Source organism: Achromobacter sp. ACM03, assembly GCF_014851665.1.
Lineage (GTDB): Bacteria > Pseudomonadota > Gammaproteobacteria > Burkholderiales > Burkholderiaceae_B > Achromobacter > Achromobacter aegrifaciens.
On sequence record NZ_JACVAD010000001.1, the window covers coordinates 1,191,415 to 1,215,886 of the forward strand.

Genomic DNA, 24,472 nt, shown 5'->3' on the forward strand with positions numbered 1-24,472 from the left:
TCAGGACAAGTTCCCATGATATGCCTGGCTCGTGACACCACCGCGCGATCCGCGCCCTCTATAACCCCGGACCTTTGAGGCGCCGCAAGCGCCACGCCAGAAACACCCCGCCCAGCCCGGCGGCCGCGACGATCAGCGATGCCACCGACCAGCCGTAGCGGTCGATCGCGCCGCCCACCGCCACCGGGCCGATCACCTGGCCCAGGCCGCTCCCCTGCATCACCAGCCCCACCGAAGCCGGTGTCAACGCCGGCCGCGGCGCCAGCAGCGGCGCCGTGCCCAGCAGCGTGGCCGGTATCAGTCCGCCCACCGCCGAGAACAGCACACACAGCAGGAAGGTGGGCATGGCCGGCAGCACCGAGCGAAAGATCAACAGCGCCACCGCGCCCATGATCAGGCTGGCGCAGGCGATCAGGGTGGAACGCCCCCAGCCGCGCGCCAGCAACACGCCCGCGCCCAGGTTGCCGACCACGTTGGCGGCGCTGGCGATGGCGCTGTACAGGCCGGCGGTCGCCAGCGGCAGGCCCAGTTGCTCGGTCAGCAGCACGGGCAGGAAGGTGAACAACGCGAAGAACATCAGACTGTAGAGCGTGAACGACAGCGCCAGCAGGCGCGGACCGGGCGCGCCCATGGTATCGACCGTGTCCTGCCGCAAGCCCCGCCACGACAGGCTGGCCCCGCCCGGGTTGGCCGGCGCCAGCGCCGCCACGCATACCATGGCCACCAGCACCGCTGCGCCGGCGCACCACCAATAGGCCTGCCAGCCGCTGAAGGCCTGCGAGGCCAGCATCGCAATCGCCATGCCCGCCGGCATGTAGCAACTCCACAGCGCGAAGGCGTAGTCGCGGGTGGACGCCGACACCATGCGTTGCAGGGCCGCGGGTCCAGCCACGGTAATCATCAGAAAGCCCAGCCCCTCCACCACCCGCGAGACCAGCAGGACGCTGTAGGCGGACGCCATCGCGCCCATCACGGAGCCCACCGCCGTCGCCGCCAGGCCCGCCAGCAGCATGCGCCGCGCGCCATAGCGGTTGATGACGCCGCCCGCGGCAATGCCGCCGACCAGGCCCAGGATCGAAAACACCGCGGCCAGCGCGCCGATGGAGGCCAGATCCAGCCCCATGTCCTTGCGCAGCAAGGGCGCTGCAATGATGACCTTGCCCACTTGCAGCGCCGCAACCACCCCTGCCCCCACGATGGCCAACACCGCCGACCAGCGCGTTCCTTCCTTGCCCATCCTTGTCTCCCTTGTTTTACGACCCAGCCAGGATGCCAGCGCAAACCGATCCCGGTAAGTGATAATCTTTTGATGGAATTGATCGATTGGATAGATCAGCCGGCAGAATGATAGACGCCCTGACCCTGGACCAGTTGCGCGTATTCGCCGCCGTGGCCGACGCCGGCAGTTTCCGCGCGGCCGCGCGCCGCCTGTCGCGCGTGCAATCGGCCGTCAGCCACGCCATTGCCAACATGGAAGCGCAGCTGGGCGTGACCCTGTTCGACCGCAGCGGCCACCGGCCCGTGATGACGCCGCAAGGCGCGGCCCTGCTGGCCAACGCCCGCGACATCCTGCTCCGCGTGGACGCCATGCGCGCCCGCGCCCAGGGCCTGGGCGAAGGCGTCGAGCTGGAACTGTCGCTGGCGGTGGACACGCTGTTTCCGATCGCCGACGTAGGCGCCGCCCTGAACGCGCTGCGCGCCGTCTATCCGTCCGTCGCCGTGCGCGTATCCGTGCTGCCCCTGGGCGGCCCGGTGGAAGCCCTGCTGACGCGCAGCCATACGCTGGCCATCGTCGCCGGCGACCATTTCCGCAATCCGCGGATCGTGATGCAGGCGCTGTCGTCCGTGCAGATGGTGGCGGTGGTGGGCGCGGGCCACGCCTTGGCGCAGCGCGTCGCAGCCGACATGCCACTGGGTCCGGCCGAACTCGCCGACCACGTGCAGATCGTGCAGACGGATCCCTCCACGCTGACCCAGGGCCGGGACTTCGCAGTGCTGTCGCCGCAGACCTGCCGCGTCAGCGGCCAGGACACCAAGCACGCCCTGATCCTGGCGGGCGTGGGCTGGGGCCGGCTGCCCTACTGGCAGGTGGAGCGCGACCTGGCCGAAGGCCGCCTGCTGCGCCTGCCGACCGACAGCCTGGGGCGCGGCAGCCAGGTGGTCAGCGAAACCTATCTGGCGCACCGCATCGACCAGCCGCTGGGACCGGCCGCCCGCGTGCTGGCGGGCGCCTTGCGCGCAGCCGTCCATCAGGGCTTGGACGACGCTGGCGCACGCGCATAGCTCACGCCCATGCCGGCGCGCACGTCGTTCTGGATGCCGTAGGGCGGAATCGGGTAGCGCAGGCCGTTGGCCGACAGCGCCTTCATGCCCTCGATTGCGATGGGCAGGTAGCGCGGCGGCAAGGCCATCAGCATTTCCTCGTCGGGCACGCCGCCGTAGCGGCGCTCGGCGTAACAGGGCAAGGACAGGCTGGGCTCGCCGGTGGCGAGCGCGCGGCCCCAGGAGTCGGCACAGGCCGTTTCGCCCACCACGCTCCAGTCAAAGCGCCGGTAGTTCTTCCATTGCAAGCCATTGATGAGGATGATCATCTGGCCCGGTGTGGCGTAGATCAGGCAGACGTCCGGCGGGTCCAGCCGGCCCGAGGCCAGCGGCGACACCACCAGCCCGCGGTACTTGCCCGCCGGCACACAGGACAGCGCCTCCTGGCGCGCCTGGGCATCTTCCTGGGTGGCGTGCCAGACGCCCACGTAATCCTCGCCGCGCTTCCAGGCCTCATCCTGCGGCCCCAGGCCGACCACGGCGCGGCATTGCGCGCCGACCAGGTCGTCGCCCGTGATTCCTACCGTCCAACCGAGCCGAGCGGCCATGCCCACGATCTGGTCGGTGGTGTGCGTGGCCTGCGGACGCCGCAGGCCCTTGACCGCGGCCATGTCGTCTTCGCGCTCGTAGAGCTTCATGCCGATGACCGTGGTCTTCAGGCGCAGCAATTTGTTCAGATCATCGACCAGCGATGCCCAGTTCAGTGTCGTCTCTTCCATGCCCGTCCCTTGGACTGTTTTGTGCGCGGACTTCGCCGCATTGCCGCAGATTGATCGCGGTCAGCAATGACTATAACGAATCGCCCGCCGGGGCCCTGATTGATCTATCGTGGATAGCGGCAAACCCGCCCGCCGCAAACGCGCAGGACACCCCCCGGCTTCCAAGGAGCCCACCATGAACCGTTTCGAACAGAAGACCGTCCTGATCACCGGCGGCACCAGCGGCATCGGCCTGGCCGCCGCCCAGGCTTTCGCCGCCGAGGGTGCCCGCGTCGTCGTCACCGGGCGCGACGCCGCGGTGCTCAAGCAGGTGCGCGCCAGCCTGGGTTCGCATGCGCTGGCGCTGCGCAACGACGCCGGCGCCCCCGGCGCCCCCGCTGCGCTGGCGGCCGAACTGCGCCAGGCCGGCATCCGTCTGGACGCCGTCTTCATCAACGCCGGCGTGGCCCGCTTTGCGCCGCTGGCCGAAGCCACCGAGGCCCTCTGGGACCAAACCTTCTCGACCAACGTCAAAGGCGCCTTTTTCCAGTTGCAGGCGCTGGACCCGCTGCTCAACCCGGGCGCGTCCATCGTGCTAAATGGTTCGATCAACGCCCGCATCGGCATGCCTGCCTCATCGATCTACGCGGCCAGCAAGGCCGCGCTGATTTCGCTGGCCAAGACCTTGTCGGCCGAGCTGCTGCCGCGTGGCATACGCGTCAACGTCATCAGTCCCGGGCCGGTCGCCACGCCGATCTATGACAAGCTGGGCCTGGATGCCGCGGCGCTGGAAAAGACCGCCGCCAGCATCCGCGCCCAGGTGCCGCTGGGGCGTTTCGGCACGCCGCAGGAAATCGCCTCCACGGTGCTGCACCTGGCCTCGCCCGAATCCGCCTTCATCGTGGGCACGGAAATCATCGCGGATGGGGGCATGAGCCAGTTGTAATCGCTGGCCAGCCGGATGGGCGCAAGCGTATCTGCCCAAACCCGCGGCTAGGCGCCGATGGAACGCAGCGCGCGCTGGCAGATGCGTTGCGTCGCCGCGGCCGGCTTGCCCCGCGACCAGCGCGCGCAGACTTCGCGCACCCAGTCCGGCTGGTCCTTGCTGGCGTCATTCAGCCAGTTCGCCACCGAGTCCTGCACGTAGATGGCCGGATCGGCCCGCAGCGGTTCCAGCAGCGGCAACGCGCGGCCGGGATCAGCCTTCAGGGCCGCAATGTGCGCGCACCATACCCCGCGTGGGCGCAGCGACTCGCTGGCAAAACGACGTACGCGTTCGGACGCGTCCGCGGTCCAGGGCCGCAGCAGTTCCACTGCGGCGTCCAGTTCCGCCGCCAATTGTGGACGCACCGCCAGCCAGGCCCATTCCCGCACGCCGAAATGCCCGTCATCGGCCAGCGGCCGGATCAGCGCCACCCGCTGCTGCAAGCTCAGGTCCGGCATTGCGCCGACCATGAAACAGGCCCAGCCCCGGACGGTATCCGAGCGGTGATCACGCAGTTGCTTGAAGGCGTCCGCGCCCAGGCCGTCCAGCAGCGTCCGCGCCGCCACGGCCATGCGCTTGGAGATGCCTGTCGCAGCCTGCGCGCGCAGAACTGCGATGGCTTCGGCGCCGACCTGGGGCGCGGCTGCCTGCATCAATTCGGCAAAGTCCACGGCCAGGCATTCGGTCAGATTGCGTGCCGGCTCGCCCGCGCTCAGCTGCGCCAGGCGTTCCGCGCCGATGTCCTTCACGCCCCTGCCCGTCGGCGCGGCGGCAGCTTTCTTGTTCATTGCGTGCTCTCCTGTCCCGCGGTCCGGCCCGCGTCGGTTCCCTGCCAGATCTTGCCCAGCAGCGTGCGCAGGCGCGCCCGGTCCGCCGGGCCCAAGCCCGCAAACAGGGAATCTATCCAGTCCGTATGCGTCTTGAACAGCTGCGCGGCCTCGGCCCGCCCCTTGGCGCTCAGCTTCACGATGATCTTGCGCCGGTCTTCCTTGCCCGCGCGGCGCGAGACGAAACCATCGCGCTCCAGGCCGTCCAGCAGGCCCGTGACCGTGGCCCGCGTGACGCCCGCGCCATCGGCCAGCTCGTGCGGCGACATGCCGTCGGCCTGCTCATGCAGCAGGAACAGCAGCACGAACTTTCCCTCCGACAACTTGCGCGGCGCCAGCCGGGCAGCGCAATCGCGGTCGATGGCGCTGGCCAGCGACAGCAGCTGAAAGCAAAGGGCTATGCCGTCGGCCGACGGCAGGCCACGCTTGGCGGCGACGTCGAGCAGCGCGCGGTGTTTGGGTTCAAGCATGTGTTGTGGGTCTTGCATGAGTAATCCAGCCCAGTGATTCTCGATGCCGAAATAATAAGGCGCCTAACCATATTTCCGCAAGACGGGCTGGTGGCTATGAAAGGCTATCATCCTGGCTACCCAAGCAGCCAGTGAATGAATCCATGCCCTTGCCTCCCCGCGTGACCCTGCGCCGCATGCAGGAAGATGACATCCCCATGCTGCTGGCCATGGAATCCGATCCCGAGGTCATGCGCTACAGCACCGGCATCAAACCGGCAGACGAGGCACGGCGGCAGGAGCTGCTGGCATGGCTGCGGGAACCGCCGACCCAACTGGGCCACTGGGCGATCACAGTAGGCGGCGTCGCAATGGGCTGGGTAAGCCTGGTCCCATTGGCTGGCACGGACAGCATCCAGCTTGCCTATCGGCTGCAGCGCGCGGCTTGGGGAAAGGGATATGCAAGCCAGGCCGCGCAGCAATTGTGCGAGTATGCCTGGCGCGAAACGGAAGTTTCCGAACTCGTCGCGGTTGTCTGGCCCGACAACCAAGCCTCCGTACGCGTCCTGGAAAAACTCGGGTTTACGTTCCGGGCGCGCGAACGCCACTACGACCGCGAGACCATCGTCTATGCACTGCCGCGTCCTGCCGCTGGATCCGACCGGTTCCCGCGGCATTGATCCCCGCCCTCCTGCGCATCCTGCAAATCTCCGCCATGAACTACCCCGTCCTTCCCGCCGCCGAATTCTCCGCCGCCCGCGTCGTGCCCGAACTGCTGGTGTCCGACATCCGCAAGAGCCTGCATTTCTGGTGCGGGCTTTGCGGGTTCTCGATAGCCTACGACCGCCCGGAAGACCGTTTCGCCTATCTGGACAAGCACGGATCCCAGGTCATGCTGGAGGAATACGGCCACGGCAGGAACTGGATCACCGGCCCGCTGGAAGCGCCCTTGGGGCGCGGGATCAATCTGCAGATCGAGGTGCCCGCGATCACGCCTATCGTCGATGCCCTGCGCGGCGCCGGCTGGCCGCTGTACATGGAGCCCGAGGAGAAGTGGTATCGCGCCGGGACCACGGAGGTGGGCGTGCAGCAGTTCCTGGTGCAGGATCCGGACGGCTATCTCATTCGCTATTCGGCGGGCCTGGGCCGGCGCGACATTCAGGCAGAGGCCTGAGGCAAGGCGGAACGGGAGGCGGCGCGACCGCCGCCCCCGCCTCTTACCGGTACAGTACCGTCGGCAGCCACATGCCAATGCCCGGGAACACGTACAGCAGGAAGATCGCCACCACCTGGATGCCCATGAACGGCATCATGCCCAGGAAGATCTGGTTCAGCGTCACGTGCGGCGGCGACACGCCCTTCAGGTAGAACGCCGACATGGCGACTGGCGGCGACAGGAAAGCCGTCTGCAGGTTCAGCGCGACCAGCAGGCCGAAGAACAGCGGGTCGATGCCGAAGGTGTTGAGCAGCGGCACGAAGATGGGCATGAAGATCACGATGATCTCGGTCCATTCCAGCGGCCAGCCGAGCAGGAAGATGATGACCTGCGCCAGCAGCAGGAACTGCAACTGCGACAGCCCCAGCGACAGCACCCATTCCTCGATGATGCGCTGTCCTCCCAGCAGCGCGAACGCCGCCGAGAAGATCGATGAACCGACGAACAACCAGCACACCATGGCGCTGGTCTTGGCGGTCAGGAACACGGATTCGCGCAGCACCGGCAGGTTCAGCCGCCGGTATGCCAGGGCCAGCAGCGCGCCGCCCATGGCGCCCATGGCGGCGGCCTCGCTGGGCGTGGCCAGGCCGAAGGCGATGGAGCCCAGCACCGCCGCGATCATCACGGCCAGCGGGAAGAACGAGGCCATGAGCATCTTGAAGATTTCCATGCGCGCCCAGGTCAGCATCGCATAGAACGCCACCAGGATGGCCGCGCATATGGCCGCGAAGATCCAGAAACCCTGGGGCGCGGCGATACTCTCGCCGGCGGATGCCGGCGCCTGCGCGGCGGCGGTGGTCTCGGACGCGGCCGCTGGCGTGGCGGCTGGCGTGCCAGGCGGCTCGGCCAGGCCTCCGGCCGCGGGCGGATCATTCGCAGGCGGTTCGGCCAACTCGTTCGAAGGCGGCTCCGCCAGCCCATCGTCTGCCGGCGGCTCGCTCAGGCCCGAATCGAATCCCCCCGACCCCAGCTGCAACTCGGCGGGGATCTCGTACACGACCGCCGGCCGCGTCGTCGCCTGGTAGACCACGCCCACCAGCAGCACCGTGACCGCCAGCGGCGCAATCGCCAGCGCCATGTTGCGCATCAGGAAGCCGAACGGCACGTCCTTGTTGCGGCGACCCTTGAACAGGGCCGCCAGCATGCCGGACACGGCGCGCGTGTAGCCGCCGGACGCCAGCGCGGCGGATTCCGGGGACAGCGGCACGCCGCGCTCTTCCTTGGGCAGGGGCGGCGCCATGTCGGGGCGCAGCTTGGCCACGATGATCACATAGACCATGTACAGCACGGCCAGCATGATGCCCGGGAACAGCGCGCCGGCATACAGCTGCACCACCGATACGCCGGTGGTCGCGCCATAGACGATCAGCATCACGGAAGGCGGCAGCAGGATGCCCAGGCAGCCGCCAGCGGTAATCGAACCCGCAGTCAGGCGCACGCTGTAGCCGGCCTTCAGCATGGCGGGCATGGCCAGCAGGCCCATCAACGTGACCACGGCGCCCACGATGCCGGTGGCGGTGGCGAAGATCGCGCAGGTCGCCAGCGTGGCCACCGCCAGCGCGCCCGGCAGGCGCGCCAGCGCCAGGTGCATGGAGCGGAACAGTTTTTCGATCAGGTTGGCGCGTTCGACCAGATAGCCCATGAACACGAACAGCGGGATCGAAATCAACGAGTCGTTGGTCATCGTGGCGTAGGTCCGCTGCACCATCAGGTCCAGCGTCTGCCCGACCGAGCGGCCCGCGTCGGAACTCTGCATGTAGTACGCCAGGAAGGTGAACAACACTCCCATGCCCATCAGTGTGAACGCCGTCGGAAAGCCCAGCATGATGGCCACCACGATGAGCGCCAGCATCAAGAGGCCGATATGCCCCGTGGTCAGATGGTCCCAGGGCGTCAGGAACGCGATCATCAGCAGCACCAGGCCGATGCACGACAGGCCGAACCACAGCGCCTTGTGGATCTTCATGAGCGCGGCTCCCCGGTGGTGACGTAGCGGTCCAGCTTGGCGATGTCCTCGTCCTTTACATGCACCATCTTCTTGAGCTTGTCGACGTCCACTTCCTCAACGTCCTCCTCGCGCGAGGGCCAGGCGCCGCGCTTCAGGCACAGCACGCAGCGCAGCACTTCCGCCACGCCCTGCACCAGCAGCACCGCGCCGGCTATCGGGATGAAGGCCTTGAAGGGATAGATGGGCGGCCCGTTGGCCATGAGCGACGAATGCTCGCGGATGGCGATGGAGTAGCCGGCGTAATACCAGCCCGCCCACACCAGCGCGATCACGCCGGGGAAGAAGAACACGATATACAGGATCAGGTCCAGCGCCGCCTGCACGCGCGGCGGCAGGAAGCCGTACAGGATGTCTCCGCGCACGTGTCCGTTCTTGGCCAGGGTATAGGCCCCCGCCATCATGAACAGGATGCCGTAATACATCATCTGCATGTCGAACGCCCAGGCGCTGGGCTGGTTCCACAGGTAGCGCGCGGCCACCTCCCAGCAGACGTGCAAGGTCAGGACTACGATCAACCAGGCAAAGGTTTGCCCGACAAAAGTGGAGATGCGGTCTATGAAACGTATGATTCGGATCATCTCGCTTCCAGGTCAAGACGCATGGCGTCCCGCCGCGCACCGGTGAATGGCGCGCGGCGCGGGATACAGGTACCGGCCCTTCAAGCCTGTTTGGTGGAGCGCGAGAAGTAGTGGTTGTAGGCCATGCGGAAGTTGACCGAGGTGTCCCCGTGCCAGCGCCCCACCCGCTCGGCGAAGGTCCGTTGCGATTCCAGCACCTTCTTGAACAAGGGGTTTTCGGCCGAGCGCTTGGCGATCATCTCGTCCCAGATCTTCAGCTGCTGCTGCAGGATGGCGTCTGGCGTCTTGTAGAACTTGACGTTGTGGTCCTTCTGCAGCTTGACGTAGTCCTGCGAATAGCGGTTCGCCGCCTTCCAGGACATGTCCGCGCTGGAGGCCTGCGCGGCATAGCTGAGGATGTGCTTCAGGTGTTCCGGCAGCGCGTCGTACTTGGCCTTGTTGAAGAGGATTTCGAACTGCTCCGCGCTTTGGTGGAAGCTCTGCAGCATGCAGATCTTGGAGACGTCCTGGAAGCCCAGGGCCAGGTCCGAGGAAGCGTTGTTGAATTCCGCCCCGTCCAGCAGCCCGCGGTCCAGCGCCGGCACGATTTCCCCGCCGGGCAACGCGTTCACGGCCGCGCCCATGGCGGTATACATGTCGATGGCCAGGCCGACTGTGCGGAACTTGAGGCCCTTGACCTCTTCCATCTTGGTGATCGGACGTTTGAACCATCCGAACGGCTGGGTCGGCATCGGCCCGTACATCAGCGACACCACGTTCACGCCCATGGCCTTCTGGATTTCGACCAGCAGCTCCTTGCCGCCGCCGTATTCGTGCCAGGCCAGCAACATGTTGGCGTCCATGCCGAAGGACGGCCCCGATCCCCACAGCGCCACCGCCGTGTTCTTGCCGTACCAGTAGGCGACCACCCCATGCCCGCCGTCCAGCGTGCCCGCGGACACCGCGTCCAGCAGGTCGAAGGCCTTGACCACGGCGCCAGCCGGCAGGATCTCGATCTTCAACTGGCCGCCGGCCATGTCATTGACCTTCTGCGCATAGTCGCGCGCGAACTCGTGGAAGATGTCGTTGGCGGGCCAGGTGCTCTGAAAGCGCAGGGAAACCGGGGCATTCTGTGCCCGGGCAACTGCCGGAAATCCGAGCGCGGCGGCCCCGGCGACAGCGGCGCCGGAGATGAACTTGCGGCGGGGCTTGGTAACGTGTTGCATGGCGTGTTGTCTCCTGAATTAGGACTACATGGACCAGCTTGTAGTTACTACTCCTGCGTGGGCGCGGGATGGTGAAGCCTGCTGCGGAATCCCGCCGGCGCGATTGCGGACGATGCGCAAAGCGTGAGCCTGATTAAACCTTTCTGACTAATCGCTGACAATCAGCTTCTCGTCAGGAATTACCCTAGAAACCAAGTACTAGTGCTTACGCACGATCTTCCCGGCCAACGCGGAGTGCCCACGCCGCCGCTCCAGTCCATCGAGTATGGCCGCGAGTCCAAACTCGAATGCCGCATCGGGTCCGGCGGCGTCGAGGGCCTGCAAAGCCGCGGTTAGCAATGGCGTCGCCAAGGACGGGGTCTGCTTCGCGCCGGCCTGCCGCTCCTGCTCATCGGCCGCGGCGGCCTGCTGTTCCAGCACGGCGCCGACCGTGAAGTAGCTGACAGTCGTCAACGCGTAGGCGGCATCGGCGGGCGCGAAGCCGTCCTTGCACAGGAACGCCAACTGCGCCTCCACGGCTTCGAATTGCGGCTCGCTCGGCCGGGTGCCGGCGTGTATGCGTGCGCCGTCACGATAGGCCAGCAATGCGCGCCGGAAACTGCGCGCATTGCCGTTGAGGAATGAACGCCAGGTGTCGCCGGGCCTGGGCATCGAATACGCGTGGCTCTCCGACAGCATCGCCTCGCCCAGGCGGTCCAGCAGTGCGCGCTTGTTCTTGAAATGCCAGTACAGCGCGGGTTGCTGGACCCCCAGGCGTTCGGCCAGCTTGCGCGTCGTCAGCCCATCGGCGCCGACCTCGTTCAGCAGGTCCAGGCCGGCCCGGATCACGACATCCACTTGCAATTTGGTCACGGCGATTCCTCGTTCATCTTGAAATTTTATCGATGATAAATTATCGTAGCGAAAAATTTATCAATGATAAATAACAGATCAAACAACATGCAGTCCATCCACCCGCCACGAGGCCTCGCATGAGAGCCGGCCACGCCCTGGTCATCCTCAGTACCGTCGCCCTGGACGCCGCAGGCATAGGCCTGGTCATGCCCGTCCTGCCCGGCCTGTTGCGCGGCCTGGTGCAATCGGAGGACATAGCGGGCCATTACGGCGCCCTGCTGGCAGCCTATGCCCTGATGCAGTTCTTGTGCGCTCCGGCGCTGGGCGCGCTGTCCGACCGCTACGGCCGGCGGCCCATCCTGCTGCTCTCGCTGGCGGGCGCCGCCATCGACTACCTGATCATGGCGTCAGCGCCAACGCTGCCGGTCCTGTACGCGGGACGGCTCGTCGCCGGCATCACCGGCGCCACGGGCGCCGTGGCGGGCGCCTGCATCGCCGATCTTGCGCGGGGCCACGAGCGCGCGCGCTACTTCGGCCTGATGAGCGCCTGCTTCGGCGTCGGCATGATTGCGGGGCCCGTCATCGGCGGCCTGCTGGGCGGCGTCTCGCCGCATACGCCGTTCCTGGCAGCCGCAATCCTGAACGGCGTCAATTTCCTGATGGGTTGTTTCCTGTTGCCCGAATCGCATGCGGGCGAACGGCGGCCGCTATCGCTAAAGGCGCTCATGCCCGCCTCTTCGTTCCTGTGGACGCGCGGCAGAACCGTAGTCATCGCACTGATGGCCGTCTTCTTCCTCATGCAGTTCGTGGGGCAGGTGCCTGCCACCTTGTGGGTCATTTACGGCGAAGACCGCTACCAGTGGGATGCCGCCACGGTCGGCGTCTCGCTCGCCGCATTCGGCGCGCTGCACGCGCTGATACAGGGACTGGCCACCGGGCCCGTCACAGCGCGGCTGGGCGAAAAACGTACGCTGTTGCTGGGCATGGGCGCCGATGCCCTGGGCTACGTCCTGTTGGCGTTTGCGTCGCGGGGATGGATGGCGTTCCCCATCATGCTCCTGCTGGCTTCGGGCGGCATCGGCATGCCCGCATTGCAAGCCATGTTGTCCGCGCAGGTGGAGCAGGAACGCCAGGGCCAGTTGCAGGGCGCGCTGGCCGCGCTGTCCAGCCTGAGCGCGATAGTCGGGCCGTTGGCCATCACGGCGCTCTATGCCGCGACGCTGAACGCGTGGAAAGGATGGGCATGGATCGCGGGCGCCGGGCTGTATTTTGCCTGCCTGCCGGTCTTGCGCCGCGGAACCTCGCAAGGCAAGGTCTGGTAGGACTGCACTGGTCCCGCGCTACTATCGGGGAACCACAATCGGCAAGGAAAGGAATGAACCAGAAGCAGCGCGCCGTCAACCGCCGCCGGATTCCACGCAAGGCCTGGGCCTTGGGCCTGATCATCGCGGGCGCCGCGGGTTTTTATGCATGGTGGCAATCACCCCTGGGTCCGGGCCTGACCGAAGGCAAGATGCGCAAGATCCTGGTCGAGGCCACGGCGCAACCGGAATATGCGCCGGTCGGCGCCTGCGTCAACGTCGTGGGCGTGCGGCCCTTGCCCACTGATGTCTACACCGCTTTCCTGGAAAGCCAGGACAGGATCGTGCAGGGGTTGATCAAGCATCAGCTGGTCACGGTCAAGCGCGTCAGCGCCAACGGCGACGGCGGGCCACCGCAAGCGGACGAGGATCCCGAGGACGCGAGCAGCCGCATGGAGCTGACGGATAAAGGCCGGCCCTACTACACGGATGGCGAGGCCCGCCTCAACTCCAAGCTGGTCTATACCGCGAAGTTCTGCGCCCCCGGCCTGCAGATCGGCAAGATCCTCACCCATACCAAGCCGCTCAAGAATCCATTCGACGACAACCCCAACCTGGTCTCGGCGGTGAAGTTCGAATGGCGGCTGGACCGCAGCACGGCGGACTGGGCGGCGGATCCCGCCTTCCGTCCGTACCTGTCCGGCTTTGCGCCGGAAGAACAGCCGGACGAATGGCAAACCGAGTACATCATGCTGGAACGGAAAGACGGCGTGTGGGAACTGGGAGACAGGCCCTACATCATCCGTTGGTGACCGCCGTATCGTCGGTCTTGGCTGAGGGGCGGCGCACCGCCCTCAGCTTGCCGCTGTCGCCACCGCCGCAGAAAAAGCAGCCGGCGCCATCCGATTCCAGCCCCGACACGCCAATGCCGGCCGGCATCTCCACGCTTTGCAGCACTTCGCCGGTCTTTTCGTCCAGCTGCCGCAGATCGCTGGCGCCATCTTCCCAGGTGCCGTGCCATAGCTGGCCGTCCACCCAGGTCACGCCGGTGACGTAGCGGTTGGATTCGATGGTGCGCAGCACGCGGCCGTCATCGGGATCCACCTGATAGATCTTGCGCTGGCGGTACTCGGCCACCCAAAGGCTGCCCTCGGCCCAGGCCATGCCCGAGGCGCCACCGCCGCCGGGCGCGGGGATGCGGCTCAGCACCCGCCCGCTCTGCGGTTCCAGCTTGACGATGGTGCCGTCGGAGATCTGATAGAGATGCTTGCCGTCAAAGGCCGTGCCCGCGTCGGCAACAATGTCGATCGAGGCTTGCGTGCTGCCGCTATCCGGGTCCATGGCAATCAGCTTTTCGCCGGCGGCAAACCAGACCTGCCGGCCGTCATAAGTCACGCCATGCACGGCCTGCACGCCGGGAAATGGGCCGTACTCGCGAATGATCTGGGCTTGCGTTCGTTTCATGTCGGTTCCTTGAACTGGAGTTCGAGCCTTCATGCTAGTCGGCGGCCAGCGCGGCCGGGAGTAACAAGGTTGTCGTGAATCCCGGTACCTGCGGCGTCATCCAGCGGCGCGCCCGGCCCTGTCCGCAAGCCTGCACCTTGTCTGCCGCCGCCAGCGCGTCCAGCGTGCGCTGCACGGTGCGCTGGCTTGCGCCCAAGGCCAGGGCCAGGGCCGAACTGGACCAGGCTTCGCCGTCGGCCAGGCAGGCCAGCACCGCTCCCTGGTCCCTGTCGCCCTCGCCGCTTGGCCGGGCCAGCAACGCAACCGGCCTGTCGGCTTCGGGCCTCAGAACGAAACCGCCGCGCGCGGCGCTGATGCCGGCCACGCCGTCCAAGGCCGCGCGCAGGCGTCCTATCTCCACCCGCAAGCGCGCGCGGTGCGTTTCATCGAAATAGGCCGTGCGGAAGGCCTGCTCAATAAGCCTTTCCCTGGGCGCGGGCTGCGGCCAGGCTTCGGCCAGGACGCGGGCCAGCGCGAACAGCACCGGCCGGCTCGCCAGCGGAATCTCGCGGCCAGCGCTGCGCACCGCGTGACGGCAACCATCCACCACCAGCGTGTCGGATGCCAGCAGCGCTTCCACTTCATCCAGCAGAATGGGCCGCTGGACGCCCTGCCCGATCAGGCGCGCGGCCGGCGTATTCAGGACCAGGGTGGCGTGTTCCACCTCGGCGATCAGCGCGGGGATGCCGGCGACGCGGGCCGCAAGCTCGGCCTGGGTCAGCGCGGCGCGCGCGCGCTCGGTGCGCAGGCGCCGCAAGGCGATACCGGCTGCGATCAGTTCGTGGATGGCGCGGGAAGCCGGGGCCAGCGAGGCCGGGTCCAGCATGGCCAGGGCGTCCTCGGCCCGATCGAGCTGGCCAAGCAGCAGTTCACGCCGCGCCTGCAGATGCCTCGCATGCGCGGCGTTGGCCGGATCGCCATGGGCTTCCAGCGCGGCGCGCGCGGCCTCCAGGGCCTTTTCCGGCCAGGCCAGATCGCGCGATACCAGGGCGATCTCGGCCTCGGCTACGACGCATCTGGAGCGGGCCAGCACATTCTTGTGATCGAAGTTCCGGGCTGCGCTGCGCAGCAAGGCGCGGGCGCGGCGGAAATCGCCCAGTTGGGCCATGGCGATGCCGCGCAAGGCCAGCGCGGGCGCGTCATCGCGCAAGGCCACGAGGTTCAGGGCGCCCAGCGGATTGCCGGCGGCCAGTGCGCGCGCTGCCGAGGTGATCAGCAAATCCATGGAAATCCCGCCACTGACGCCGCTCCCTCAGTCCGATTGCCGGAAACTAATCTACCACCTGGCGAGGATTTGCTGCGCAGTCAGGCCGGCCGGCATTTCAATCCCCGCCCCCGGTCCGGCGGGTTCAAGCGCCCTGCGCGCCTGCTGCGGGAGTTCCCCCGGCTGCAGGCGGGAAAGTCACCGTCAGCGCCACGCCCGCGCCGCGCAGGCCCTCGCCCAGCGTGATCTCGGCTCCATGCTGTTGCGCGATCTGCGCCACCAGCGACAGGCCGATGCCGCTGCCCCCCGCGGCGCTGCCTGGGGCGCGATAGAAGCGGTCGAACACGCGCGAGCGTTCCTGCGGCGCGATGCCCGGTCCGTCGTCGGCCACGCGCAGGCAGGCTCCGCCGTCGGGCGACGGTCCGCAGGAAACCACGATCTGGCCGCCGCTCTGCGTATAGCGCACGGCATTGTCCAGCAGGTTGCGCACCAACACGCCCAGCGCGTCCAGCCGCCCCCTGACGACGCAGGCCTGCACATCCAGCTGGATGCGCAGCTGCTTGCGGGTGGCGTCGGATTCCCAATCGCGCACCAGCATGGCCACCAGCGCGTCCAGTTCGACCAGCTCCGGCTCGTCGGCGCTGGCGCTGAGCGCATCCATGCGGGCCTGGTCCAGCAATTGTTCGGACAGGCGCGAGGTGCGCTGGGCGACCAGCCGCAGTTTCTCGATGGCGGCCGGGGCGTCGCCGGAACCCGCGCTGCGGGCCACCAGTTCGGCATGCGCGCTCAGCGCGGCCAGCGGGGTGCGCAGCTCGTGCGCGGCATCTTCCAGAAAGCGGCGCTCGCGGTCCATGCCACCCTTGACCCGCAGCAACAGCTGGTTGATCGAGCGGATGAAGGGACGCAGTTCGCCCGGCATGCCGGCCATGGGCAGCGGCGCCAGATCGAACGGGCCGCGCCGCGCGATGGCCACGCCGGCGCGGTCCACCTTGCGGAAGGCGCGGCCGACCACCATCCAGCTCACCACGGCCAGCAGCACGAACAGGACAGACACGATAAGCAGTCCGCGCTTCAGGCTGTACAGCGACTGCGCGCGCAATTCGCTCTGCGGCCGCGCCACCTGCACCTGCACCCGCCCCTGCGCGTCGGAGATCGCGTACACGCGCCAGTCCACGCCGTCGGCGCGCACGTCGAAATAGCCGTCCTGGAAGCCGCCGCTCAAGGGTTGCGCGGGCGACTCGGGCGAGCGCAGCAGCAGCCGGCGATCGGCCAGCGACCACAGGTGGAAACGTACCTTGTCGCCGTCGACACGGCTGGATGCGGGCGGAGTGAAACGCTCGGACGGGGCCTCGTTGCCCAGCAGGCTGACCGGCAGCGACGCCAGCATCTGGCTGGCCGCGTCGTGCAGCCATTGATCGCGCGCGCCGGTCTGCGAGCGCGTGGCTTCGTACTGCTGGAAGGCGAACACCGCGATCCATGACAGGGTCATCGTCACCAGCAGCGTCAGCGTGAGCTGCTTGCGCAGCGTCTTCATTCGCCCGCCTCGATGCGGTAGCCCAGGCCGTGGACCGTGGCGATGAGCTTGTCGCCCAGCTTGCGGCGCAACTGATGGATGTAGACGGCCACCGTGTTGCTTTCGATGGCGCCGCTGTCGCCGTAGACGGCGGCCTCCAGTTGTTCGCGGCTGACGGTGTGGCCGATGCGCTCCATGAGGGCGAGCAGCGTTCGGTATTCATGCGCGCTGAGACTGACTTCCACGCCTGCGCGGGTCACCGCCCGCCTGGCCGGCTCCAGCACCACGTCGCGGCAGCGCAGCGCCGAAACCACGGCGTTGCTGCTGCGCCGGACCACGGCGCGCAGCCGCGCCAGCAGTTCGTCCAGTTGGAATGGCTTGACGATGTAGTCATCGGCGCCGGCATCCAGGCCTTGTATCCGCTCGCTCAGCCGGTCGCGGGCGGTCAGGATCAGCACCGGCGTGGCATCGTAGCGCGCACGCAGATGCTTCAGGACCGTCAGCCCGCTGCCATCCGGCAGCCCCAGGTCCAGCAGCACGGCTTGAAAACCATGATCCACCAGGGCCAGCCGCGCCTGCGCAACGTCGCGCACCCATTGCACGTCGGCGCCGGACTGCGCCAGGCTGGTGTGCACGGCGTCGCCCAACATGGCGTCGTCTTCAACTAGCAGGACACGCAAGAAAACTCCAGAACCGTCAACCATGCCGCAGCATGCCGGCCTCGGTTTAAGAACTTATTAAGAAGCCATGCCCGCGGCTTGCGGCCAGCCCCTTGCGGAAAGCGCGGAGCGGGCGATGGACCAGAGCGGCGGATTTTAGCAAGCGCCCCCCGTCGACGCTGGCGCAGTCTGGCTACGTCCCTCTTACTGGCTATACCGTCATTAGCATATGCTTGACTGTACTTGTATATACGAGTTAAATAAATCCCGCTGACACCGCATCCCCGGAACGCGCCAAGAGCGCCACCCGCCGCACCGCACCTGGGCGCCACCCTCTCGCCTTCAAGTACGCGCCATCCGTCGGCCCCGGATCCGCCCCTACTCACGCTGCAGTCCCTCTACTTCCCTCCCTCCCAGGAGCAGTGATGCGTCATCTTCCGGCAGTTGAAGTTCGCGTTTTCAGAGGCTTTACACATAAATGCGCAGGTCCGCTGCTATTGGCACTGGCCACGGCCCTTGCTGCCGCGCCCGCGTGGTCAGCCACAACGGCCGCAGCCGCCGCGCCGGCCACTACCGCCGAAGCGCGCGCCGCGGCCCGCAAGGCGCCCCTGGCGCTGGACGGGCGCTCGCTTACCACCGCGGACGTGGTCGCCGTGGCGCGCGGCGGCCAGCCCGTGGCGCCCACCGAAACTGCGTGGCAGCGCGTGGCCCGCTCGCACGACCTGCTGCTGGAATACGGCCGCCTGGGGCAGCCCGTGTACGGCCTGAATCGTGGCGTGGGTCAGAACAAGGACCAAACCATCTTCTCCGGCGACACGCTGTCGGACGAGGCCCGCGCCTTGTCGGCGGCCTTCAACCATCGCATGCTGCTGTCGCACACCGTAGCCTATGGCGAGCCGGCGGCGACGGACACGGTACGCGCCGCCATGCTGATACGGCTGAATACCGCGCTGGCGGGCGGCACCGGCATGAGTCCGCCGCTGGTGCGCCAGTACGCCGACTTTCTCAACAAGGGCTTGACGCCGGTGGTCTTGGGCCAAGGCTCGGTCGGCCAGGCCGACATCACGATCCTGCCGCAGATCGGCCTGGCCATGATGGGTGAAGGCATGGTGGAAACCGGCGGCAAGCGCCTGCCGGCAGCCGAGGCCATACGCCAGGCAGGCCTGGCGCCGATCCAGCCCTACGCCAAGGATTCGCTGTCCTTGTTGAGTTCCAACGCCTATGGCGCGGCCCTTGCCATCCTGGCCGCGCACGACGCCAGCCGGGTGCTGGACCGCGCGGATGAGGTGGCGGCCCTGTCGCTCGAAGGCCTGAACGGCAATATTGCACCCTTGCTGCCCGCCACCCAGGGCCAGCGTCCATATCCGGCGCAGCAGCAGGTGGCCCGGCGCATCCTGTCGCTGCTCGAAGGCAGCGCGCTGTGGCAGACGGATGAACAGCGGCCGTTGCAGGATCCCCTGAGCTTCCGCACCGTGAGCCAGGTCCATGGCGCGGCCCGCGAAACGCTGCGCCAGCTGGACGCGCAGCTGCTGGTGCAGATCAACAGTTCTGATGACAACCCGACCGTGGCGCTGGATGTCTCGCCGCCACCGGGCGCCACGCCGCAGGAAACCCGCTACTACGTGACGCAGGGCAAGCTGCGCGGCGCGGTGCTGCCCAGCGCCGGCTTCGATCCCACCGCCTGGGTGGTGCCGCTGCAGTCGGTGGGCGTGGCGCTGGCCCAGGTGGCCCAGTCTTCGGCGCAACGCGTGCTGCGCATGGGCGACCCGGCCTTCACCAAGCTGCCGCGCTTTCTGTCGCCCAATGACACGACGCTGGCCTACACCACGATACAGAAGCCCGTGTCGCTCCTGGCGACCGAAATCCGGACGCTGTCGCAGCCCGTCTCGTCCGATGCGCTGGCGGTCGCCGGCAACATCGAAGACGTGGCCACCAACGGCCCGCTGGCGGCGCAGCGCGTGGGCCAGCAGGCCGCGCGCCTGCGCACGCTGCTGGGCATAGAACTGATCCATGCGGCGCAGGCCGTGGATCTGCGCACGCGCGCGGAACCGCGGCGTCCGGTGGGCAAAGGGACCGGCGAGGTGCTGGCGGCCTTCCGGCAGGAAGTGCCGTTTCTTTCGCAGGACAGAAGGCTGGCCGACGACATCGCGCGCGCCGACCGGTTTCTGAACCAGGAGCGCGGCGCGGCGCAGTAAGCGCCACGCCGCGGCCTGAACCACACAACAAGGGGAATGACCATGAAAAAGTACCTTGCGCTGTGCCTGAGCAGCGCCCTGCTGGCCGCCGCGCTGCCACTGCCTGCGGCAGCCGCCGAAGGCAAGTATCCCGCCAGGCCCGTCACCATCGTCGTGCCGTTTGGCGCGGGCGGCATCGCCGATGCGCTGCCCCGCATCGTCGGCCAGGAACTCAACAGCAAATGGGGCGTGCCGGTCATCATCGAAAACAAGGTCGGCGCCTCCGGCAACATCGGCATGGACTTTGTCGCCCGCGCCAATCCGGACGGCTATACGCTGGCCCTGGCGCCGGCGGGCAACCTGACCGTGAACCCGCTGCTCTATACCAAGCTGCCGTTCAACACCGCAAAGGACTTCGCGCCGGTGACCATGCTGGCCACCTCGCCCAATGTGCTGGTGGTCAACGACAAGGTACCGGTCAAGAGCTTCACCGAACTGGTGGCCTATGCGCGCCAGCATCCGGACAAGCTCAACTATTCCTCGCCCGGCCCCGGTAGCGGGGCCCACCTGGCGGGCGAACTGCTGAACCAGTCGGCCGGCATCGTCACGCGCCACATCCCCTACAACGCCATGGCTGCTGCAGTCAACGACGTGGTGGCGGGCAACGTGGACATGATGTTCGCCGGCGTATCCACCGTGCTGCCGCATATCCAATCCGGCAAGCTGCGCGCGCTGGCGGTGGCCGGTCCGCAACGCCTGCCGCAACTGAAGGACGTGCCCACGGTGGCCGAGAGCGGCTATCCGGGCTTTGACGTGACGTCCTGGTACGGCATCGTCGCGCCAGCCAAGGTGCCGCCCGCGATCCTCGACCAGTTGCAGGCCGACATTGCCGCCGTGCTGCAAAAGGAGTCCGTGCGCCAGAAGTTCGCCGGCCTGGGCGTGGAGCCCGCCGGCTCGAATCGCGCGGATTTCACCCAGGCGATCCAGCAGGAAACAGCAAAGTGGGCGGCCATCGTCAAGCAGGCCGGCATCCAGCCCATCCAATGAACAGAGGAGACATCATGCAATCCATAGACATCACCTATTTGAACGGCCCTGACGTGCGCGCGCTGGCGCTGACCGATGCGGAAATCCTGGCCGCGGTGCAAAGCGCGCTGGACGCCCAGGGACGCGGCAAGACCGTCATCGAACCCCGCATGCACCTGGTGCCGGAGTCTTCCGCCAAAGGGCACTTCAATGTGCTGCGCGGCTACATCGAGCCGCTGCACGTCGCGGGCGTGAAGGTGGTCAGCGACTTCGTCGACAACTACAAAGTCGGCCTGCCTTCGGAGATGGCCCTGCTCAATCTGTTCGATCCGGTCAACGGCAAGCCGTTGGCCGTGGTCGACGCGACCGCCATCACCGACATGCGCACCGGCGCCGTCACCGCGCTGGGCGCCAAGTACCTGGCGCGCAAGAACAGCAAGGTGCTGGGGCATATCGGGTCGCGCGGCACTTCCTATTGGAACGTGCGGCTGCTCGACAGCCTTTACGACTTTGACGAAATCCGCGTGCACTCGCGCCGGCCGGAAAGCCAGCAGGCCTTTGGCGAGCGCCTGTCGCGCGACCTGGGCAAACCGGTGAAGGTCGTCAATGACTGGGAATCCTGCGTGCGCGGCGCCGACATCGTGGTCGAAGCCTCGCGCCTGCCTGAACCCACGCCGCTGCTCAAGACCGAATGGATCAAGCCCGGCGCCCTGGTCATGCCCTACGGCACCATGAGCGCGGTGGAACTGAGCCTGACCGACATCATGAGCAAGGTGGTGGTCGATGACTGGGGCCAATGCCGCAAGGGGCTGCCCTATGGCGCGCTGCGCGCCCACGTCGACAGCGACCGCATCACGGAAGAAAACCTGCACGCCGAACTGGGCCAGATCGTGGCGGGCCTGAAGCCGGGTCGCGAGCGCGATGACGAAACCATCCTGTTCTGGCACCGCGGCCTGTCCACCACCGACATCGCGCTGGGCCACGCCATGCTGGAAAAGGCCCGCAATATGGGCCTGGGCCAGACCTTGAAATTTGCATAGGCGCAGCGCCATGGATCTCATCACTTCGACGCGCATGTACGACGTGGCGCCCGCGGCTCGGGCTGCCTGGCATGCGCTGCTGCAGGCCGCGCACGCCAGCGCCGGACTGGAGGTGCGCTTCGTCGAGCACGGCTGGCCCACGCCCATCGGCGAACTCTGGGAACGGCCCGGCCTGTGCGGGGTCTTCATGTGCGGCTGGCCCTACGTCAACGCGCTGCAGGCGGGCCGGGCCTTTGCGGCGGTCGCTGCGGTGGTGCCGGACTGGCCGGCCTACGAAGGCCTGCCGCGCTATCGCAGCGAATTCCTGGTGCGCGCCGACTGCGGCTGGTCCTCGCTGGCTGATGCGGCCGGCAGCCGCTATGGCTGGATGGTGCGTGACTCCCAATCGGGCTGGAATGCGCCGCGCGCGGCGCTGGCCGGGCTGGCCGCGGCTGGCGGCTCACTGTTCGCAGCGTCCAAGGGGCCTTATGGCAACCCGCGGGGCCTGCTGCGCGCGCTGGCTGACGGCGAGATCGACCTGACCGCGGCCGACAGTTGGTACCTGGATCTGCTGCGCGCGCACGATCCGGCCGCGCTGGCCGGACTGCGCACGCTGGCGTATACGCCATGGACGCCGAATCCCCTCCTGGTGTCCGGACCCGACGTGGCCCCGGCCGCCACGCAGGCCCTGTCGGATGCCCTGCTTGCCATGCACGAGAATCCGGCGCACCAGCCGCTATTGCGCGCGGCGCATGTCGCGCGCTTCGCCCGCCCGGATCCGGCCGCCTACTCTGTCCTGGGCGACATGGCGCAAGCCGCCGTGACGGCAGGCTATCCCGAGATACGCTGAAACCGGCGCAGGCCCCGCCTTTCCAGGCGGGGCGGACTGCCTCTTTCCCCTGGCACGGCGGCGCTTTAAAGAATTATTAAAACCCCGTGCCGACAATGCCCTCCTGCGACGGCTGGCCTTCCCTGGGCTGCCGGCAACACGCACATCAAGCAATGGAACATGGCGCTGATCCGTCCGGACCGCGCGGGAGATGCACTCATGAAACGCCTGCAAGGCATGGAATTGTTCGCCGAAGTGGCGAAGGCGCATAGCTTCAGCCGGGCCGCCGCGACGCTCGGCATGCCCACCTCCACGGTGTCGCGCCACGTGGCCGAACTGGAACGCTCGGTGGGCCTGCGGCTGCTCAGCCGCAACACGCGCCGCGTGGAGCTGACCGATGCCGGGCGGCTGTACTTCGAACGCTGCCGCCGCATCGTGGCCGAAGCCGAGATCGCCCACGAGGAACTGCGCGAGCAACTGGAACTTCCCAGCGGGCCGCTGCGCGTCCAACTGCCCGCGGCGTATGCGCTGGACGCCTTGATGCCCGCCCTGGTGGCATTCGGCAGCCGCTACCCGGATATCCGGCTCCAGATGAGCGTGGCCGGACCCGAGTTCGCCGAGCACCCGCCCGAGATCGGCGACGTCTCGATCCGCCTGGGCGAACTGCCCGACTCGTCGCTGGTGGCGCGCCGCCTGGGCGTGGTCCATGCCGGCCTGTACGCCTCGCCCGCCTACCTGGCCGCCCGCGGCATGCCTGTCAGCCCCGCGGACCTGGCGCGCCATGACTGCATCGGCCTGCGCGCCGGCGGCGGGCAGCCCGCGCCCTGGCCGCTACAGCGCGGCCGCGAGCAGTTGCTGGTTCCGGTGGAGCACCGCTACGGCGCCAACGACGCCTGCATGGCCAGGCAGCTTGCCGTGTTGGGCGCCGGCATCGCGGCGCTGGGCGGCGACGAAAGCGGCCGGCTGCGCTCGGGCGAGCTGGCGCGCGTGCTGCCGGCCTGGAGCCTGGGGCCGATCGAGGTCCACGCCGTGACCGAAACCCGTTTGCTGCCCGCCCGGACCCGGTACCTCATCGATTTTCTGGCGGACTACCTGGACAATCCGGCGCATGGCCTGGCGCCAGAACTCCGGATTCGCCGGGTGGCATAACCCCGTCACAATATTGCATCGGCAGATGATGCGACCCTCTTTTTCCGGGCGGCACGCCCTTGCCGCCCTTCCCCCGCCCCTGGCGCCGCCCTCCACCGTGTAAACTCCCCCCTTTTTGACTCTGGTGGTATGTTGCAGGCCCCACAGCGCACAGGTTTAAGCGGCCCGACGCTCATTCGCTTGCTGACTCGCCTGACGGATGTCGATGTTCCGCAATCCAGGCAATCGCTCTCGGACCATCTGAGCCAATGGCTCGGCTGGACGGACGCGATCGCGCTCTCCGCGGCGCTGAACACCAGCCCGCCGGTGATCGCCCCCGGCGCCCGCATGTTCAGCAGCGCCGAAGAGCGCGAGTGCGAACGCGTGCGGACCACGCTGGCCGACGCCATCGCCAGCGACACCGCGGCCACGGCCGCCAAGCGGCGCACGCCGGGACAAGCGCCCGCGCCCGCCAAGCAACTGGCGGCGCTGGCCGAGGCCGACGCCGATTACGCGAATTTTCGCCAGCGCTATCTGTCGTTGCAGCACACGATGGAAACCGCCGTGGGCAATTTGCGCAGCCGGCTGCGCGGCATGGTCGCAGCCAAGAACGGCGAAATGACGCGACTGGCGGTGGTCGACGCCATCATGGACCGCGCCCTGCTGCCCAAGGAACGCGCGCTGTTCGGCGCGATTCCGAAATTGCTGCAAGGCCATTTCGAGCGCCTGCGCGACGCGGAGGCCGCGGCCCTGGCCGAGGCTGCCGCATTGGCGCAAGCGCAAGCCCAAGGCGAGACCGAAGCCGAGGCGCAAGGCGATGCCGCGGTCGAGACGGGCGCGGCGCCCGCTCCGGCGACGGCATCGATAACGCCGGGCGCCTGGCTGGACACGTTCCGCAAAGACATGCGCAGCGTGCTGCTTGCCGAATTGGATGTTCGTTTACAACCGGTCGAAGGGCTGCTTGCCACCCTTCGCGCCAGCTAACCGGGACACT

General features: G+C 67.6%; 24 protein-coding genes. 12 read left to right on the forward strand and 12 right to left on the reverse strand.

What is annotated here, in order from left to right; genetic code table 11:
* Positions 1–58 precede the first annotated feature (58 nt).
* Positions 59–1,237, reverse strand: a complete 1,179-nt coding sequence (locus IB257_RS05455; RefSeq protein WP_192491968.1) for a CynX/NimT family MFS transporter — start codon at positions 1,235–1,237, stop codon at positions 59–61.
* A gap of 107 nt (positions 1,238–1,344) precedes the next feature.
* Between IB257_RS05455 and IB257_RS05460 the strand changes: the two genes are divergently transcribed.
* Entirely contained in the window at positions 1,345–2,283 is a 939-nt protein-coding gene (locus IB257_RS05460) for a LysR family transcriptional regulator (protein WP_119449407.1), read from the forward strand.
* Here IB257_RS05460 and IB257_RS05465 read toward each other — a convergent pair.
* Positions 2,250–3,041: a DUF169 domain-containing protein gene (locus tag IB257_RS05465; protein ID WP_054456433.1), complete on the reverse strand. Its 792-nt coding sequence runs from the start codon at positions 3,039–3,041 to the stop codon at positions 2,250–2,252. The two genes, IB257_RS05460 and IB257_RS05465, sit on opposite strands and share 34 nt — an antisense overlap.
* 175 nt (positions 3,042–3,216) lie before the next feature.
* Here IB257_RS05465 and IB257_RS05470 point away from each other — a divergent pair, with 175 nt between their 5' ends.
* Positions 3,217–3,966: an SDR family oxidoreductase gene (locus IB257_RS05470; RefSeq protein ID WP_054456432.1), complete on the forward strand. Its 750-nt coding sequence runs from the start codon at positions 3,217–3,219 to the stop codon at positions 3,964–3,966.
* Positions 3,967–4,013: 47 nt separating this feature from the next.
* Here IB257_RS05470 and IB257_RS05475 read toward each other — a convergent pair whose 3' ends face one another.
* Both IB257_RS05475 and IB257_RS05480 read right to left on the reverse strand, forming a co-directional pair.
* Positions 4,014–4,793 (reverse strand): HEAT repeat domain-containing protein, encoded by a 780-nt coding sequence (locus IB257_RS05475; RefSeq protein WP_192491969.1) that lies wholly within the window; start codon positions 4,791–4,793, stop codon positions 4,014–4,016.
* Positions 4,790–5,320 (reverse strand): MarR family winged helix-turn-helix transcriptional regulator, encoded by a 531-nt coding sequence (locus IB257_RS05480; RefSeq protein WP_225588743.1) that lies wholly within the window; start codon positions 5,318–5,320, stop codon positions 4,790–4,792. Before IB257_RS05480 ends, IB257_RS05475 begins: the two co-directional genes overlap by 4 nt.
* Positions 5,321–5,445: 125 nt before the next feature.
* Here IB257_RS05480 and IB257_RS05485 point away from each other — a divergent pair, with 125 nt between their 5' ends.
* Entirely contained in the window at positions 5,446–5,961 is a 516-nt protein-coding gene (locus tag IB257_RS05485) for a GNAT family N-acetyltransferase (protein WP_192354405.1), read from the forward strand.
* A 35-nt stretch (positions 5,962–5,996) separates the two neighbouring features.
* A complete protein-coding gene (locus IB257_RS05490; RefSeq protein ID WP_054456499.1) occupies positions 5,997–6,455 on the forward strand; it encodes a VOC family protein in 459 nt (152 codons plus the stop codon).
* A 43-nt stretch (positions 6,456–6,498) separates the two neighbouring features.
* Here the strand turns inward: IB257_RS05490 and IB257_RS05495 are convergent, their stop codons facing one another.
* The 4 genes from IB257_RS05495 to tetR form a co-directional block, all read right to left on the reverse strand.
* The gene (locus IB257_RS05495; protein WP_192491970.1) at positions 6,499–8,463 is read right to left on the reverse strand and encodes a TRAP transporter large permease subunit; all 1,965 of its coding nucleotides are present in this window, start codon (positions 8,461–8,463) and stop codon (positions 6,499–6,501) included.
* Positions 8,460–9,083: a TRAP transporter small permease subunit gene (locus tag IB257_RS05500; RefSeq protein ID WP_054456427.1), complete on the reverse strand. Its 624-nt coding sequence runs from the start codon at positions 9,081–9,083 to the stop codon at positions 8,460–8,462. Before IB257_RS05500 ends, IB257_RS05495 begins: the two co-directional genes overlap by 4 nt.
* An 80-nt stretch (positions 9,084–9,163) precedes the next feature.
* Complete coding sequence (locus IB257_RS05505) at positions 9,164–10,288, reverse strand: TRAP transporter substrate-binding protein (protein WP_054456426.1); 1,125 nt, start codon at positions 10,286–10,288, stop codon at positions 9,164–9,166.
* Positions 10,289–10,486: 198 nt separating this feature from the next.
* Entirely contained in the window at positions 10,487–11,140 is a 654-nt protein-coding gene (tetR, locus tag IB257_RS05510; protein WP_192491971.1) for a tetracycline resistance transcriptional repressor TetR, read from the reverse strand.
* A gap of 119 nt (positions 11,141–11,259) precedes the next feature.
* Between tetR and tet the strand changes: the two genes are divergently transcribed.
* Complete coding sequence (gene tet, locus IB257_RS05515; RefSeq protein ID WP_192491972.1) at positions 11,260–12,444, forward strand: Tet(A)/Tet(B)/Tet(C) family tetracycline efflux MFS transporter; 1,185 nt, start codon at positions 11,260–11,262, stop codon at positions 12,442–12,444.
* A gap of 53 nt (positions 12,445–12,497) precedes the next feature.
* Entirely contained in the window at positions 12,498–13,235 is a 738-nt protein-coding gene (locus IB257_RS05520; RefSeq protein ID WP_192491973.1) for a hypothetical protein, read from the forward strand.
* On the opposite strand, the gene IB257_RS05525 is transcribed toward IB257_RS05520, so the two are convergent.
* From IB257_RS05525 to IB257_RS05540, 4 genes are all read right to left on the reverse strand, one after another.
* Entirely contained in the window at positions 13,222–13,887 is a 666-nt protein-coding gene (locus tag IB257_RS05525) for a glutamine cyclotransferase (protein ID WP_192491974.1), read from the reverse strand. The genes IB257_RS05520 and IB257_RS05525 overlap by 14 nt on opposite strands.
* 34 nt (positions 13,888–13,921) lie before the next feature.
* A complete protein-coding gene (locus tag IB257_RS05530; protein WP_192491975.1) occupies positions 13,922–15,151 on the reverse strand; it encodes a helix-turn-helix domain-containing protein in 1,230 nt (409 codons plus the stop codon).
* Positions 15,152–15,275: 124 nt separating this feature from the next.
* The gene (locus IB257_RS05535; protein WP_119449401.1) at positions 15,276–16,664 is read right to left on the reverse strand and encodes an ATP-binding protein; all 1,389 of its coding nucleotides are present in this window, start codon (positions 16,662–16,664) and stop codon (positions 15,276–15,278) included.
* Positions 16,661–17,323 (reverse strand): response regulator transcription factor, encoded by a 663-nt coding sequence (locus tag IB257_RS05540; protein ID WP_054456419.1) that lies wholly within the window; start codon positions 17,321–17,323, stop codon positions 16,661–16,663. Before IB257_RS05540 ends, IB257_RS05535 begins: the two co-directional genes overlap by 4 nt.
* Positions 17,324–17,727: 404 nt before the next feature.
* Here IB257_RS05540 and hutH point away from each other — a divergent pair, with 404 nt between their 5' ends.
* The 6 genes from hutH to IB257_RS05570 all read left to right on the forward strand — a co-directional run bounded on the left by hutH (position 17,728) and on the right by IB257_RS05570 (position 24,462).
* The gene (gene hutH, locus IB257_RS05545; protein WP_192491976.1) at positions 17,728–19,497 is read left to right on the forward strand and encodes a histidine ammonia-lyase; all 1,770 of its coding nucleotides are present in this window, start codon (positions 17,728–17,730) and stop codon (positions 19,495–19,497) included.
* A gap of 42 nt (positions 19,498–19,539) precedes the next feature.
* Positions 19,540–20,523: a tripartite tricarboxylate transporter substrate binding protein gene (locus tag IB257_RS05550; protein ID WP_119449434.1), complete on the forward strand. Its 984-nt coding sequence runs from the start codon at positions 19,540–19,542 to the stop codon at positions 20,521–20,523.
* Between the two features lie 14 nt (positions 20,524–20,537).
* The gene (locus IB257_RS05555; RefSeq protein WP_054456417.1) at positions 20,538–21,542 is read left to right on the forward strand and encodes an ornithine cyclodeaminase family protein; all 1,005 of its coding nucleotides are present in this window, start codon (positions 20,538–20,540) and stop codon (positions 21,540–21,542) included.
* 10 nt (positions 21,543–21,552) lie between these two features.
* Complete coding sequence (locus tag IB257_RS05560; protein ID WP_175181284.1) at positions 21,553–22,371, forward strand: phosphate/phosphite/phosphonate ABC transporter substrate-binding protein; 819 nt, start codon at positions 21,553–21,555, stop codon at positions 22,369–22,371.
* Positions 22,372–22,569: 198 nt separating this feature from the next.
* A complete protein-coding gene (locus IB257_RS05565) occupies positions 22,570–23,499 on the forward strand; it encodes a LysR family transcriptional regulator (protein WP_175162916.1) in 930 nt (309 codons plus the stop codon).
* A 129-nt stretch (positions 23,500–23,628) separates the two neighbouring features.
* Positions 23,629–24,462, forward strand: a complete 834-nt coding sequence (locus IB257_RS05570; RefSeq protein WP_054456415.1) for a DUF3348 domain-containing protein — start codon at positions 23,629–23,631, stop codon at positions 24,460–24,462.
* Positions 24,463–24,472: the final 10 nt, after the last annotated feature.